Here is a 13869-nt window from a genome sequence, read left to right as displayed (position 1 = left end):
GAGGCATCGTGAAACAGCCTCTTGTGCGGGGTCCGGTTCGTCCGGGCCCCGCGCCGCGCGAGGACGCCGGTCCCTTCTACAGCACCGCAACCAGCGCCAGCGCCTCGTTGCCGTGGTGCTCGGCGATGGCCCGCATGGATGCCCGGTCGGGGAAGTCTCCCTCGAGGAGGCGGAGCGGACCCGCCGTCAGTGACAGGCGCTGGACGAGTGTGTAGAGCGCGAGCCTCTCCTCGTCGAGCCCTCCCACCGCCAAACGCCGCACCTGCCCGTGGGGATGACGGATTCGCAGGAACACGTGCTCCCACTCGACGTCGAAGTACATCAGGTCCTCCATGTCGATGAGAACGGGGTTGCCGTCCCGGTCGATCAGTACGTGGTCCAGTCCCAACTCGCCATGCACGACGGCGTACTCCGCTCGGGGTCGCACCGCTGCCGCGTATTCGCGGAGTCGCTGCTCCAGCCGCTCCCGGGCGCCAGCGATCCTCCCGTCACGGGAAGCCGCCTCGGTCAGGCAGCGCAGCCCGAAGTCGAGCGCGGCCTGCTCGCACGACGCGGCCCCTGAGACCCCGCCCGCATCGATCAGACCGACCTTGCCGAACGACGGGCCCCGGTGACGTCCCATGGCTGCCAGCGCGTCGGCTAGGCGCTCCATGACGGGTCGGGCAGCGTGCGGATCGCGGTCGAGCAGCTCCAGCAGGTGCTCGCCGGGGAAGTCCTCCAGGATCGCGAGGTCGGCCGGGTAGTGGGTGTGATCGCGGTCGGTCAGGTGGAGTTCGGGGACCCGCAGGCCCAACGAGTCCAGCCGCGCGCGAGCGGCCTCGAACAGGTCGATCCCGCAACCGGGTGCGAACGGGTTCGTGGGGTCGTCGTCGCCCTCGACGGTCGGCCAGTAGTTCTCCGACGCGTCCCAGAGATAGGCGACAGCCGTCGTGGCGTCGTCCATCGTCAGCCGGTAGACGCCCTTCTTGCTGCCGCCCGCGAGCCGCTCGACCGTCTCCAGCCGCCGCCCGCCCCCCAGAGCGGCCCGCGCCGCCCCAGCCAGCCGGTCCCGTGTCACTGTTCGGGGTGCCATGCCCACGTTCCGCCTTCCCACTCGACAACCGGGGCACCCTACGCGAGCCACCACACTTCGCGGAACGAAGCGCCGGAGCCGGGGCGTTGAAGCCGCGACGTCGTTGCGCGGGGTCGGCGGGCGACGGCATCCAGCTCAGAGGGGATCCGGGCGGGGCAGGGCTGGTCGACCTCCTCGGGTCTCACCCAGAGCAAAGCCCCGGCCGGACGGGGGACATCACGGCCGGGGCGGTCCGGTGGCGGGTGCGGATGGCGGTCGCCTCTCGGCGAAAGGCTCCACAGGGCTTCAGCCGAACGATCGTCCCTGTGGGGGTGGGGTGATCCGTATCGTCCTCAACCGCTCAGGGGGTGGGTGAGGATGTTGGACGAGGCAGCGCGTCCAGGGGCGAGGACCCCGGGGAAGGTTGCCGGGCTCATCACGGCGTGCCTGCTGTGGGCGGCGCTGATCACCGTGAGCCCCTGGCTGCCGAGCACCATGGGCGTCGCGGATCTGACAGGCGTGACCGCCGTCCTGAGCATGCTGCTCTTCGGCCCTGTTCCGTCCTTCCTGCTGGGGGCCGTGCTGGGGCGCGCTCACGCCTGGTGGCTGGTGGCGGCGTGTGGCGCCGCGGGGCCGTCCCTCTGGATTCTCGACTTCACCGCCCTTAACGAACCCGGTGTTCGTTCTTCGACAGCGGTGGCAGTCGCTTTCGCGGGCGCACTGGCCCTGGGATGCGTCAGCGCTCCCCTGCTGGGGGGAGCGGCGGCAGGCCACGCCACCGGTCGCCGGACCGGTCGCCGGACCGGTCGCCGGACCGGTCGTGTCCGGAACTGATCCGGAGCGGAGCCAACCACTTGCCTGCTCACAGCCATTGATGCACCGAAGGCCCTTCCCTTGTCATGCACTCATCTGAAATCTTGCGTCGACCCATTCGACCCGTTCGACCCACGGCCCGGTCGGCGCCACCCCATGCCCCGGGCTCTCGGAGGATGCTGTGACAACCCCCCGCATATCCCGGCACCGTCTCAGACGGTCGCTGCTGTCCGTAGCCGCTGCCGGAGCGGCACTCACGCTCGCCACCCCCGCCGGCGCGGCCGAGGTCGACACCGGCCTTCCTCCGGGCCCGGCCCCGGCCGCCGCCCGCGCGGCCACGCCCACCCAGTCCGCCGCCGGGTGGGCCGCCGGAACCCGTTCCTACCTCGTCATCACCGCCCCCGGTGACACCTCGACCGCACGCGGCGCCGTGACGGCGAACGGCGGTTCGGTCTTCGCGTACTACGACGCGATCGGCGTGGTGGTCGCCCACTCCTCGTCGGCCGGTTTCGCCACCGCGATGCGCTCCGCGACAGGAGTGCAGAAGGTGGGGGCGACCCGCACCTCGGACGTTCCCGCGGACGCCTACTCCCCCAGCGTGCCGGGTGCTCCCGCACAGTCGCCCACCACGCTCACCGAGTCCGCGCGGTGGGACATGACGAGGATCAACGCCGACAAGGCCTGGGCCGTCAACACCGGATCGCCGTCCGTCACGGTGGGTGTCCTCGACACCGGCGTGGACGACCGGCACCAGGACATCGCACCCAACTTCGACGCGGCGGACTCCGCCTCCTGCGCCTACGGCAAGGCCGACACCCGCACCGGCGCCTGGCGTGACGTCGGCACGCACGGCACGCACGTGGCGGGCACCATCGCCGCCGCGAAGAACGGCAAGGGAGTGGTCGGCGTGGCACCGGGCGTGAAGATCGCCTCCGTGCGCATCGCCGAGCCGAACACGAGCATGTTCTTCGCCGAGAACACGATCTGCGGCTTCATGTGGGCCGGTGACCACGGCTTCGACGTCACCAACAACAGCTATTACACGGACCCGTGGATGTTCAACTGCCCCGACGACCCGGACCAGGCGGCCATCATCGAGGGTGTGCGCCGGGCGCAGGAGTACGCGGAGGGCAAGGGCTCGCTCCAGGTCGCGGCAGCGGGCAACTCCAACTACGACCTGGCGAACAAGCGCACCGACAACTCGAGCCCGAACGACTCCACGCCCGTCAACCGCACCATCACCAACGCCTGCGTCGACATCCCCACGGAGCTGCCGGGCGTCGTGACCGTGGCGGCGATGGGCAACGGGAACATCAAGGCGTCCTACTCCAACTTCGGCCGGGACGTCATCGACGTCGCGGCCCCGGGCGGCGACGGAGCGTACGGCGTCTACTCCACGCTCCCCGGCGGCAAGTACGGGAACATGAACGGCACGTCGATGGCCTCCCCGCACGTGGCCGGCGTCGCCGCGCTGCTGAAGAGCGCCGACCCGGCCGCCACCCCCGCCGACCTCCGCGCACGGCTGGGCACCCAGGCCACGGACACGGCGTGCCCGTCCGACAGCCGCTGCACCGGCACGACGGCCAGGAACGCCTTCTTCGGGGAGGGCCAGGTCGACGCGCTGAAGGCCGTGGGCGGCACCACGCCGCAGCCGGGCCGGTACTTCGAGAACGCCACCGATGTCACCGTCGCCGACAACGCCACGGTGGAGTCCGCGATCTCCGTGACCGGTGTGCCGGGGAACGCCCCGGCCGCACTCAAGGTCGGCGTGGACGTCAAGCACACCTACCGCGGCGACCTGGTGCTGTCGCTGGTCGCCCCTGACGGATCGGTCTACCCCCTGGAGGACTTCGCCGACGGCGACAGCGCGGACGACGTGGTGAAGACGTACACCGTCGACGCCTCGTCCAAAACCGCGTCCGGTACGTGGAAGCTGCGTGTCCGCGACATCGCGACCCAGGACACCGGCCGGATCGACACCTGGAATCTGACCTTCTAGGGGGAGAGGGCCCCTGGGGGGCGTACGCGCCGGCACTGCCACCCCTTGCTTGATCTATCGAAACTCGATAGGTTCCCATCGCAAGTCGATTGAAGGATGGGTCATGGGGAAGCCGGCAGTGTGCGCGCTGCGCACCGTGCTCGTGGTGCTGCTCGTCGGCACCGTGTTGGTCCAGGCATCGATGGTGTGGGCGTTGGTCAGCGGGAACGACCCCGAGGACGGGTCGCTCCCGCTGATCCCGCTGCGCGTGATCACGATCCTGGGCCTGGCGGCGGCTCAGGCGGTGCTGGTCTGCGTATGGCGGCTGGTGACGATGGTGCGCCGCAGAACCGTGTTCTCCCCCGCCGCCTTCCGGTACGTGGATGTCGTGATCGGCTCGATCGTGGCGGCCGCCCTCGTATGGTTCGCGGTCACGATCCTGAACGCGCCGGGCCAGCGGGACGACCCGGGCGTCACCGTCATCATGGGCGGCATCGGTCTGGCCATCCTGGGGGTCGCGCTCATCGTGCTGGTGCTGCGGATGCTGCTCGCGCAGGCCGTCGCCCGCGATGTCGAGGCATCGCAGATGCAGGCCGAACTGGACGAGGTGATCTGACACCGCTCGCCGCCGGACCTTCCCGTGCGGCCAGCGGCTCACTGGCATTGTCCGGCGCATTGTGGGTAGACGCGGCTCGTGTTGGACGAATACTCGAAGAACGCGGCGGCCCCCATGGATCGGGAAAGGGGAGGAAACCGCCCGGATCCGCTGTCCGCCGGCGTCATCTCCGTGTCCGCGGCGTTCGACGGCGACACCGGGATCGCCGAAGCCCGCGACCTGGCCCGGACCTTCCTGACCCGGGTGCAGGCGGTGCACGGCCTGCCGGTCTCCAGCCGGGCCATGGGGATGGTTCAGCTCGTGGTCAGCGAGCTGGTCACCAATGCCCGGAAATACGCCCCCGGCCCGTGTCTGCTGACCCTGGACATCGTGGACGGGGCCGTACGGATCAGCGTGTGGGACAGCAGCACCACGCTGCCGGCGATCCTGGCGCCCGATCCGAGCCGGATCGGACAGCACGGCCTTGAGATCGTCGCCGCTGTCTGCGTCGGCTTCGCCATCCAACGCGAGCCTGTCGGCAAGCGCATCACCGCCGATGTCGTACTCGCCGACGACCCCGGCGGGTCGGCGGCCGGCCACCAAGTGCTGTAGGACCGACGCGCGACGCGGGGCCGGGCACCGCAGGCGTCGGTGCCGGGTCCGGAGCACGTCCGCAGCGGCCGGGCGTACCGGCGCCTGGTCGGCCGCGACGACGCGTTCCACCGCGGCCGTCGCTCTTCGAAGTCGCCGGGCGGCCCGCCTGGCCCGGCGGGCCCTCGTTCACCCGCCTCGCCCGCCGCTGCCCGGGGGCCGGTGGTCGATCGGCCTCAGTAGTCGAGGTCGATGTAATCGATGTCGTTGAGGGAGACGTCCGAGAGTCCCAGTGCCCGGGCTCCACCGTCCTGGAAATAGATCTCCCTGAATCCGTCGGCGATGATCTGCCGCAGCCGCTGGTCGCCGGCGCCTGCTTCGCGGGCGTCGAACAGCTGCTGCGCGTACGCCGGGGGGAGGTGCACCGTGAGCCGGCGGAAACGGCCGTCGTCGGTCGTGCCGATCGGTGCCGTGTAGCCGAATCGGGCCCTCGTCTCCACCGTGATCCCGCCTGTCGAAGCGGCCTCCTTGCGGCGGCGCCTGCGGACCTGAGGCTGCCACCGGGTCCGGACGGCGGCATCGATCCTCCGCTGGATCTCCTTCGGCGGATGCTTGCGCTCACCCGTGCGGTAGCGCTCCACGGACCGCTGGCTCACTCCCAGCTCCTCCGCCACGGCCCGGGTCGTCTTCAGCTGCCTCAGCAGAAAGTTGATCCGGCCCTTGAGGGTCTTGGGTGGATCGCGCGTGAAGGCCTCCTCGTCGGCGCGCTCGATGGCGTCGTCGATCTCTCCCACGGCTTCCGCTCCTCTCGCAGGTCAGCCCTACTCGCCGTCGTCAAGGACGGCGTCGACGCCCTTGACGTGGCGGGCGGGATTCAGGCCCTTCTCCATCAGGTCGACCGCCCAGAGCATCTCCTGGACGCCCTCCGGCTTCGCCAGGCCCGGCGTGGGCCCGAGGCGGAAGCCGCCGGGCTGGGGCTTGCCGGAGGCCGCGTAGGGGAGGAAGTCCAGCGGCGAGGGGCCGGGGCTGGGGTAGACGACGCAGTCCGAGAGCACGGCGAGCGGGTACCGGCCCGTCAGCTTGGCCATGTTCAGCAGCTTGCGGTGCATGTTGACCCGGGCCTTGGAGATGACGGCGGCACGGATGTCGGGCCGCCAGGTGGGCCGTTCCAGAGCCGGCCACCGCTCCCCCTGCTTGTAGTGGCGTCCCTGGGGGCGCTCTCGGAGCTTGCCGATACCGCCCTTGACGGTGGCCTTGATCGCGGCGAGGACGGCGGCCAAGGCCGGATCGGTGTCCTTGTGCCGCACCATCGCCACGAGGAACTCCCGGTCGTCCAGGTCCCGGGTGACACCGAGGTCGGCCAGGGTGTCGACGTAGGCCGCCTTCAGCCGGTCGTGCCACGGGTCCAGGTACGCACCCGTCGCACGGCGCAGGTAGGCCTCCAGGGGCCGCACGTTGTAGCCCAGCTCCTGGGCGTAGGCGACCGTGTGGGTCTGGTACCAGGCGGGGCCGGACGGCCGTTCACCGCTCGGAGTGAAAGGGCTGGGCAGGCGTGGGTCCAGCTCCACGTGGCTCAGGTCGACCAGCCAGGAGCCGGGGATCTTCGGATTGAACTGCGGGCCGACGAAGTGCTCCGGGCCCGACAGCCCGACCGTGAGCCGTGCGGCGGCGGCGAGGAAGGCGGTGTTGAGGTCCAGACCGACCGCGTAGGGCAGATGGCACTCCTCGTCGCTCAGCAGGTCCACGTCGCGCACCCACTGATAGGCCTCCTCGTCGAGGAACCCTCCGTTCCAGCCCGAGTCGACGACCACGGGATGCTCCGGGGTGGCCTCGGGCGGCGCCGGGTCCACCGGTTGCGTCCCGAGCGAGCCGGGGTTGTGGCCCGGCACCCAGTTGCCCGTGGTCTCGTCGCGGACAGCACGGGTCGGCGGCCGCAGCGCCGTCATCAGCTCCAGGCCCGAGACGGCGGTACTGCCACGGGGGGTGAGGACGCGGCGCGCGTAGAGGCCGAGCACCCGGGCGATGTCGGCGGGTTCCATCGCTGTCACGCCCGGCCAGGACCGCTCGTCCAAGGCGTCCCACGACAGAACCGCCAACTGCACACACTGCCGCCGGTCTTCCCGGGCCTTGCGGTAGATCCGTGCCCACGGGCCGAACCCACGCTGCGTCAGCTGCCACCCCGCCTTCGTCACCTGCACGACGACCGGATGGTCATGGGGCAGGCGCAGCGAACGGCGCTGTTCACGGCCCTCCAGACGCTCGGGCAACCCGAGCCTGACAGCCGCCGCCGGGGTGAGCACCACCAGCGGGTCGGAATCCTTGCCGCTGCGGTGCAGACGCGGTGCGCCGACCCCGGACTCGCGCAGTGTCCACTCCATCAGGTCCGGCACGGAGGTGGCGGGGCATTCGAGGACGAGGCCGTCGACGCCGTACGCCGAACCGTCACCGTCGAGCACGAGCAGCGGCCCGTGCGGGTACCGCGGGTCGGCGGCGGGCATCGCGACCGTCCTGGTGGCAGGTCGCCGCGAAGACGCCGACGGCCGTCGGTAAGGGCGTTCCGGCGCGGTCGGCGCATGCGGCGGCGTCGGCGCGGGTGCCGCACCGGGTGGTGAGGACTCGGCCGCGGGAGGGGGCGGCTGCGAAGGGGTCTCCGGCCGGGGCGTATCGGTGGGGGCAGGTTGCGCCCGCGCGAGAGCAGGCGTGGGTGACGCGAGGACGGGCCCGCCTGATGGGGAAGTCGGAGGAGCCGAGGCGGGAGGCGGGACGGGGGCGCCGTGGGCGGGGTACCTCGCCGCCCAGCCCTTCAGCAGCCTCTGGTACGCCTCCAGACGCGGCGACTTCGGCTCCGACCTGCCGTTCTCGTAATTCTTCACCGTCTGAGTGGAGGTCTTCAGCGCGAGCGCGAGGCGCGCCTGGGTGATGCCCGCTGCCTCCCTCAGCCTGGCCCGCTCCGCCGGAGGGGGGAGCTGCGGTTCTTCCTCAAGCAGCGCGTCGACGGACGCGAACAGCTCTTCCTCGGAGGCCATGCCGAACTCCTCTCACGCACCCGACCCTGCGAACCTTAGCCCAGGATTTACCCCGTCCCTTAACCCGTGTCCGACGGTGCGCGTGTCGGTGCCCGGCCCGGTGCGCGGATCAGCGCACGGTCTGGTTGCGTCGTGCCTCCGCCACCTTGAAGTAGTCGCCGCCCTTGCGCTTGACGTCGTCCGTGCCCCAGGCCTGTTCCCCGTCGGCGGCAGTGGTGCCGCCCTGCGCGGCATGCGGCCGCAGCGGTGCTCTGACCAGCCTGGGTATGTGCTTCGAGCAGTGGATGTAGGCCTCCTCGACCTCGACTTCGACCCACATCTGGGGGCGGCGGCCGGGCAGCGGATCGACGGGCAGGCCCGGATGGCTCCGGCGCATGGCCTCATCGGGGACCAGGCGAGCCCGGCCGTTGACGTGCAAGCCGATGCGGTCCTCGGAGAAGTCGATCATCAGGAGGCCGACGTGCGGGTTCTCCCGGATGTTGCCGAGTGAGGCCATGACACCGTTTCCCCGGTACTCCGGGTAGGCGAGGGTCGTGTCGTCGAGAACCCGGAGAAAGCCCGGCGGCCCGGCTCGGAACGTGCTGTCGCACTCGCCCCGGCCGTCCGACGTGGCGAGGAAGAACATCTCCTGGCGGGCGACGAACTCCCTCATCCTGGAGTTGAGCCGGTCCATAACCTGTTCGTCGTAGAAGCGGTCAGCGCGGCTGGTGGTACCCAACTCGCCCTGGATCTGGTGCTCTCCGTGGCTTCCGGGCCGGTCCGCCCGCGGATCCTGGTGCAACGGTCCTCCTGACAGGCGAACCAACGCCTGTGTCCGAGCCCCGCGCCGGTGGTCCCTCGGCGCAGGAGACTCTGCCGATCCCCTCGGAGGCCGAACGGTGCTCACCGGCCACGCACATGAGGGTAGAGCAGGCGCTTGCACGTTCCGGCGCGCACCCGGTGTTCGCGCGTTCAGGTGACCGGCGTTCCACGATCCGTCCTCGTCACCGGGGGCGCCCTGCCGGTCACCTCGCGTCCGCCGCTGCTCGTCCGATGTCGCTGATGTCGAGGTATGCAAGGTCGTCAGCGTCTCCCTGAGCCTGCCGCCCGGTCCGCGAGTACGAGCGGAGTGAGGACTCACTCATTGACGGAGTGAGTCCTCACTCCGTATTCTTGCGGGCATGACAGCAGCCAAGGAGAACGTGACCACCCGCCGCCGCGCCCCCGCCATGTCGCCGGAGCAGCGCCGCGAAATGATCATCCAGACCGCCATCCCGCTGATCGCCGAGTACGGCGCCGCGGTGACGACCGCGAAGATCGCCCGCGCCGCCGGCATCGGCGAGGGAACGATCTTCCGGGTCTTCGCCGACAAGGACGAACTGCTGCAGGCCTGCGTGGCCGAGGCCCTCTCCCCCGAGCACGCGGTCCGTGAGCTCGACGCGATCGACGTGTCCCGACCGCTGCCCGAGCGGCTCGCGGAGGCTGCCGACGCGCTGCAGGCACACATCGCCAGGATGGGTGCGGTCATGGGCTCACTGGGGCACCGCGGCGGCAAGCACCCCGGCACGGTGCGCGGCGCGGGCCGTGCCGAGTCGACGAACCGCATCCGCGCGGCCCTCGCGGAGCTTCTGGAGCCGGACAAGGCCACCCTGCGCCGGCCGCCGGAGCAGATCGCGGCCCTCTTCTTCGGACTGCTCTTCGTACAGCCGCGCACCGAGGACGAGCCCGACCTGACCCCGCAGGAACTGGTGGAGGTGTTCCTGCACGGGGCGCTCTCGGGCGGGGCCGAGTGAGAGTGAGTACGCACCGTTGAGTGATGGGGTCCGTGGTGGAGGAACGCCTCCTCGAGGGGGGTTGGAGGACCACCGTCCCGGGCCGCCCGGCAGGCCGGGAGAATGGGCCAGGGACTGTCCCACCCAGTGGCTGTCACCCTACGGAACACTGCGATGCGACTGACACCGTCCCGGGTCGCCACACGGATGATCCTGCGTCACCACGCCTGGGAGCCGCCGTCGTCGGACTGATGCGGTCCTGCTTTGGACGATCTGCGGAGGCGCGTGGCCCGCTGCCGCGCCGGGGGCTGTCCCCCGTTCCGATCTTGGGGTTTTCCTGATCGCGCCCCCTCGGAAGCGCAGTTAGCGTCCAGTCATGACGTCGACTCTACGAAAGTACCTGGTCATGGCGCTCGGTGTCGCTGCGCTGCTCGCCGCCGACATGGTGCCCGCCGGCACCCGGGCCGCAGGCCCCTCCCCCGCAGAGCGGTTACGCCGTGACACCGAGGCGATCCACGCCCTCGGTGTCAGCGGTGTGCAGGCCCGCGTGATCGCGCCGGACGGCAGGGAGTCGGTCGCCACCAGCGGTACCGCCGACCTCGACACCGGCAGCCCGGTCCCTCCCAACGGCTTCTTCCGCATGGCCAGCACGTCCAAGACGCTGGTCGCCACGGTGGTCCTCCAACTGGAGGCCGAGGGCAGGCTGTCGCTGAACGACACGGTCGAGCGCCGACTGCCCGGAGTGGTGCGGGGCAACGGCAACGACGGCAGCCGGATCACCATCCGTCAACTGCTCCAGCACACCAGCGGCATCCGGGACGCGCTGCCCGGGTACACCACGCCGAAGGAGTACTACCAGCAACGCCACGACATCCACGAATCCCGGGAGCTGGTCGACCTCGCCATGGCCCGGGAGCCGGACTTCCCGCCCGGCAAGGGCTGGGCGTACTCCAACACCGGCTACATCCTGCTCGACATGATCATCGAGAAGGTCACCGGTCGTCCCGCCCGCCGAGAGATCCAGAACCGCGTCCTGCACCCGCTGGGCCTCGACCGGACCCGTTGGATGGGCACGTCGGCCACGCCGCCCCGACCTCATGCCCGGGCTTACCAGCTCTTCGGCCCCGCGTCCCGGGTCGACGTCACCGATCAGATACCGGTGGACTACGCGAACCTTTCATGGGTCACGACCACCCGGGACGAAAACCGCTTCTTCCGCGCGTTGCTCGGCGGCCGCCTGCTCCCGGCAGGACAGCTGGCCAAGATGAAGCAGACCGTCCCCGTCAGCGCGGAGGTCCAACAGCTTTGGCCAGGCGGCCGATACGGGCTCGGCCTCGTCGAACGCCCTTTGAGCTGTGGAGGAACCTACTGGAGCCACGAGGGCGGCGACGCCGGCTACATCACCCTCAACGGCGTCACCGACGACGGCGGGCGGAGCGCCGTGGTCTCCATGTCCGAGGCACGGGGCGACACCCCCAAGCACATACTCGAGCAGGAGAACGCGGCCGGCGCCCTGATCGACCACGCACTGTGCGCGGGGGGCCGCAGCACCTCGTGAGCGGACGTACTGGCCGTCACCGGGGGTGGTGACGCCGGCGCGGCGCTTCGCCGGTGCGGCAGATCAACGCGGGCACCGACCGATGCCCGGCCGCAGCCGGTCGTCCATCGGCTTGCCGGTCGTCACCGTCACTCCCCCGCGGCCGACAGGGCGTACGCCTGCTGGTCGGCGTCGGCACAGGGGATGGGGTGGTGACGGATGACCAGCGACAGCAGGGCCGCGGCTGCGCAGGCCGCACCCAGGGCGAGCCACACGGGGTCGTAGCTGCCGAACGTGTCGCGGGCGACGCCGCCGAGGAGAGAGGCCGTCGCGGCGCCGGCCTGGTGGGCTGCGTTGGCCCAGCCGAACACGATGGCGCTGTCCTCCCCGTAGAAGGTCCGGCACAGGGCGATGACCGGTGGCACCGTCGCGAGATCGAGCAGGCCGAAGGCGACCACGAAGACCAGCATGGGTGCGCTGACCGTGGCGGTCAGCGTCAGCGGCAGGCTGACCATGAGCAGGCCCCGCAGGAGGAAGGAGACGGCGAGGAGCCGACGGGCGTCCATGCGGTCCGTGAGCCACCCGGAGGCGATCGTGCCGGCCACGTTGAAGACGCCGATGCATGCCAGCAGGGTAGAGGCCGTGGTGACGGGCATGCCGTGGTCATGGGCAGCGGGGGTGAAGTGGGTCCACATGATGCCGTTGGTGGATGCGCCGCAGACGGCGAAGGTGGCGGCGAGCAGCCAGAAGGGAACGGTCCGGGCGGCGCGGCCCAGCACGGTCAGGGTGCGGCGGGCGGCGCCGGGGGCAGGCTCGGGCCGCGGGATGAAGGCGTCACTGCCGTAGGGACGCCGTCCCAGGTCGGCGGGGTGGTCGCGCAGTACGAGGAAGACCAGCGGACTGATCGCCACGGCGGCGAGGGCGAGGGTGGCGAGGGCGGGCCGCCAGTCGTGGCGGGCGATGGTCCATGACAGAGCGGGCAGGAAGACCATCTGGCCGAGGACGCTGCCTGAGGAGAGGATGCCCGTCACCAGGCCGCGACGGGTGTGGAACCAGCGGTTGGTGACGGTGGTGCCGAGGGTCATCGACAGTGATCCGGTGCCCACGCCGACGAGGAGGCCCCAGAAGAGGGTGAACTGCCATGCGGCGTCCATCACGGTGGTGAGCATCGCTCCCGCGGCCACGGTTGCGAGCGCGGCGATGACGACCCGGCGGATGCCGAACCGGTCCATGAGGGCGGCGGCGTAGGGAGCCGTGAGGCCGTAGAGGACCATGTTGACCGAGGCGGCCAGGCCGATGGAGCCCCGGGACCAGTGGAACTCCTGCCGCAGCGGGTCCTGCAGAAGGCCCGGCATGGTGGAGAAGGCGCCGGCGACGATGATCGCCACCCCGGCGACGGCGGCTACCCACCAGGCGCGGCGGCCGGACTCCTTGGGGTGATGGCCGGTTGTCTCAGACATGTCTTCATCGTCGAGTGCGACGGACGCCCGAAACCACTGGCCGTTTGGACACGGAGTGAAAGAATCTGGTCATGATGGTCAGTGGCGAAGGGGTGCACACGGTCGTTGTCCTGGTTCGTTCCGGGCTGCTCCCCATGGAACTCGGGATCGTGCACCGGCTGTTCGGCACTGCGGTGGATGCCACGGACCGGCCGCTGTACTCGGTGGTGACCTGCGCGGCGGAGCCCGGTGAGATCTCCACGGAGGCGGACTTCACCGTCAACGTGCCGCTGGGACCTGAGGCGTTGCGCCAGGCGGACACGGTCATCGTGCCCGCCGCCGTCGAGGACTACCGTCCCCAGCGGCGGGGTCAGGTGAGTCCGCCGGTACGATCCGCCCTCGAGGAAGTGCCGGAAACGGCGCGTGTGGCTTCCATCTGCACCGGGTCGTTCGTGCTGGCCGCCGCCGGTTTCCTCGCGGGTCGCCGGGCGACGACGCACTGGAAGTCCTGCCCCGAACTCGCAGCCCTGTACCCGGAGATCGAGGTGGACCCCGATGTGCTGTACACCGACGACCGCCGTGTACTGACCTCCGCGGGAGTCGCTGCCGGGATCGATCTGTGCCTGCACATGATCCGCAGCGACCACGGCGCCGACATCGCCAACACCGTCGCCCGCGGCACGGTGGTACCTCCGCACCGCGAAGGCGGCCAGGCGCAGTACATCGACCGTCCCGTACCGGAAACCGACGACAGCCCCATCGCGGCGGTCCGTGCCTGGGCTCTGGAGCACCTCGGTGAACCCATCGCCCTGGAGGACCTGGCGGGGCGGGCGGCGACGAGCGTACGCACGCTGTCGCGCAGGTTCCGTGCGGAGACCGGGGTGCCTCCGATGCAGTGGCTGGGGCAGCAGCGCCTGCAGTACGCCCGTAGGCTGCTGGAACGTACGGACGAGCCCGTGGACCGCATCGCGGCCGAGGCCGGCTTCGGAACGGGCACCGCGATGCGCCAGCACTTCCGCGAAGTGCTGGGCGTGTCACCGCGCGCGTACCGCAACACCTTCCGCGGAGGAGGGTGAGGGGCACGCGCG

11 protein-coding genes and 1 pseudogene are annotated in these 13869 nt (G+C 70.7%); 7 read left to right on the top strand and 5 right to left on the bottom strand.

All coding sequences use genetic code 11. The features are described 5' to 3' along the window. Positions 1–76: 76 nt before the first annotated feature. Positions 77–1072, bottom strand: a complete 996-nt coding sequence (locus AB0F04_RS20950) for a phosphotransferase (RefSeq protein ID WP_362043458.1) — start codon at positions 1070–1072, stop codon at positions 77–79. 973 nt (positions 1073–2045) lie between these two features. Here AB0F04_RS20950 and AB0F04_RS20945 point away from each other — a divergent pair. The 3 genes from AB0F04_RS20945 to AB0F04_RS20935 all read left to right on the top strand — a co-directional run bounded on the left by AB0F04_RS20945 (position 2046) and on the right by AB0F04_RS20935 (position 5049). Further along, positions 2046–3863, top strand: coding sequence for a S8 family serine peptidase (locus AB0F04_RS20945; RefSeq protein ID WP_362043457.1), 1818 nt, complete (start codon positions 2046–2048; stop codon positions 3861–3863). A 103-nt stretch (positions 3864–3966) separates the two neighbouring features. Further along, positions 3967–4458 (top strand): DUF2975 domain-containing protein, encoded by a 492-nt coding sequence (locus AB0F04_RS20940; RefSeq protein ID WP_362043456.1) that lies wholly within the window; start codon positions 3967–3969, stop codon positions 4456–4458. Between the two features lie 114 nt (positions 4459–4572). Beyond that, positions 4573–5049 carry an ATP-binding protein gene (locus tag AB0F04_RS20935; protein ID WP_362043536.1) on the top strand — a complete coding sequence of 159 codons (477 nt, stop codon included), beginning with the start codon at positions 4573–4575 and terminating at the stop codon, positions 5047–5049. 215 nt (positions 5050–5264) lie between these two features. Here AB0F04_RS20935 and AB0F04_RS20930 read toward each other — a convergent pair whose 3' ends face one another. From AB0F04_RS20930 to AB0F04_RS20920, 3 genes are all read right to left on the bottom strand, one after another. After that, positions 5265–5822 (bottom strand): XRE family transcriptional regulator, encoded by a 558-nt coding sequence (locus AB0F04_RS20930; RefSeq protein ID WP_362043455.1) that lies wholly within the window; start codon positions 5820–5822, stop codon positions 5265–5267. 27 nt (positions 5823–5849) lie between these two features. Continuing rightward, positions 5850–8054 carry a helix-turn-helix domain-containing protein gene (locus AB0F04_RS20925; RefSeq protein WP_362043454.1) on the bottom strand — a complete coding sequence of 735 codons (2205 nt, stop codon included), beginning with the start codon at positions 8052–8054 and terminating at the stop codon, positions 5850–5852. A gap of 109 nt (positions 8055–8163) precedes the next feature. Next, positions 8164–8835, bottom strand: coding sequence for a pyridoxamine 5'-phosphate oxidase family protein (locus AB0F04_RS20920; RefSeq protein WP_362043453.1), 672 nt, complete (start codon positions 8833–8835; stop codon positions 8164–8166). 379 nt (positions 8836–9214) lie between these two features. Here AB0F04_RS20920 and AB0F04_RS20915 point away from each other — a divergent pair, with 379 nt between their 5' ends. The 3 genes and pseudogenes from AB0F04_RS20915 (at position 9215) to AB0F04_RS20905 (ending at position 11363) form a co-directional block, all read left to right on the top strand. After that, positions 9215–9826, top strand: coding sequence for a TetR/AcrR family transcriptional regulator (locus AB0F04_RS20915; protein ID WP_362043452.1), 612 nt, complete (start codon positions 9215–9217; stop codon positions 9824–9826). Positions 9827–9901: 75 nt separating this feature from the next. Continuing rightward, positions 9902–10057: pseudogene (locus AB0F04_RS20910) on the top strand (FAD-dependent oxidoreductase); the annotation flags it as partial. Positions 10058–10181: 124 nt separating this feature from the next. After that, on the top strand, positions 10182–11363 hold the full coding sequence (locus tag AB0F04_RS20905; RefSeq protein WP_362043451.1) for a serine hydrolase domain-containing protein: 1182 nt from the start codon (positions 10182–10184) through the stop codon (positions 11361–11363). Positions 11364–11491: 128 nt separating this feature from the next. Here the strand turns inward: AB0F04_RS20905 and AB0F04_RS20900 are convergent, their stop codons facing one another. Beyond that, a complete protein-coding gene (locus AB0F04_RS20900; protein WP_362043450.1) occupies positions 11492–12802 on the bottom strand; it encodes an MFS transporter in 1311 nt (436 codons plus the stop codon). A gap of 71 nt (positions 12803–12873) precedes the next feature. Here AB0F04_RS20900 and AB0F04_RS20895 point away from each other — a divergent pair, with 71 nt between their 5' ends. After that, a complete protein-coding gene (locus AB0F04_RS20895) occupies positions 12874–13857 on the top strand; it encodes a helix-turn-helix domain-containing protein (RefSeq protein ID WP_362043449.1) in 984 nt (327 codons plus the stop codon). Positions 13858–13869 lie beyond the last annotated feature (12 nt).

The organism is Streptomyces sp. NPDC029041 (assembly GCF_040637515.1).
GTDB lineage: Bacteria > Actinomycetota > Actinomycetes > Streptomycetales > Streptomycetaceae > Streptomyces.
This window is presented reverse-complemented; position numbering and strand designations above follow the sequence as displayed.

Bases quoted from the DNA above. Each gene is read 5' to 3' on its own strand.
- AB0F04_RS20895 (WP_362043449.1), top strand. From the start codon at position 12,874: ATGATGGTCAGTGGCGAAGGGGTGCACACGGTCGTTGTCCTGGTTCGT.
- AB0F04_RS20905 (WP_362043451.1), top strand. From the start codon at position 10,182: ATGACGTCGACTCTACGAAAGTACCTGGTCATGGCGCTCGGTGTCGCT.
- AB0F04_RS20915 (WP_362043452.1), top strand. From the start codon at position 9,215: ATGACAGCAGCCAAGGAGAACGTGACCACCCGCCGCCGCGCCCCCGCC.
- AB0F04_RS20925 (WP_362043454.1), bottom strand. From the start codon at position 8,054: ATGGCCTCCGAGGAAGAGCTGTTCGCGTCCGTCGACGCGCTGCTTGAG.
- AB0F04_RS20940 (WP_362043456.1), top strand. From the start codon at position 3,967: ATGGGGAAGCCGGCAGTGTGCGCGCTGCGCACCGTGCTCGTGGTGCTG.
- AB0F04_RS20900 (WP_362043450.1), bottom strand. From the start codon at position 12,802: ATGTCTGAGACAACCGGCCATCACCCCAAGGAGTCCGGCCGCCGCGCC.
- AB0F04_RS20935 (WP_362043536.1), top strand. From the start codon at position 4,573: ATGGATCGGGAAAGGGGAGGAAACCGCCCGGATCCGCTGTCCGCCGGC.
- AB0F04_RS20950 (WP_362043458.1), bottom strand. From the start codon at position 1,072: ATGGCACCCCGAACAGTGACACGGGACCGGCTGGCTGGGGCGGCGCGG.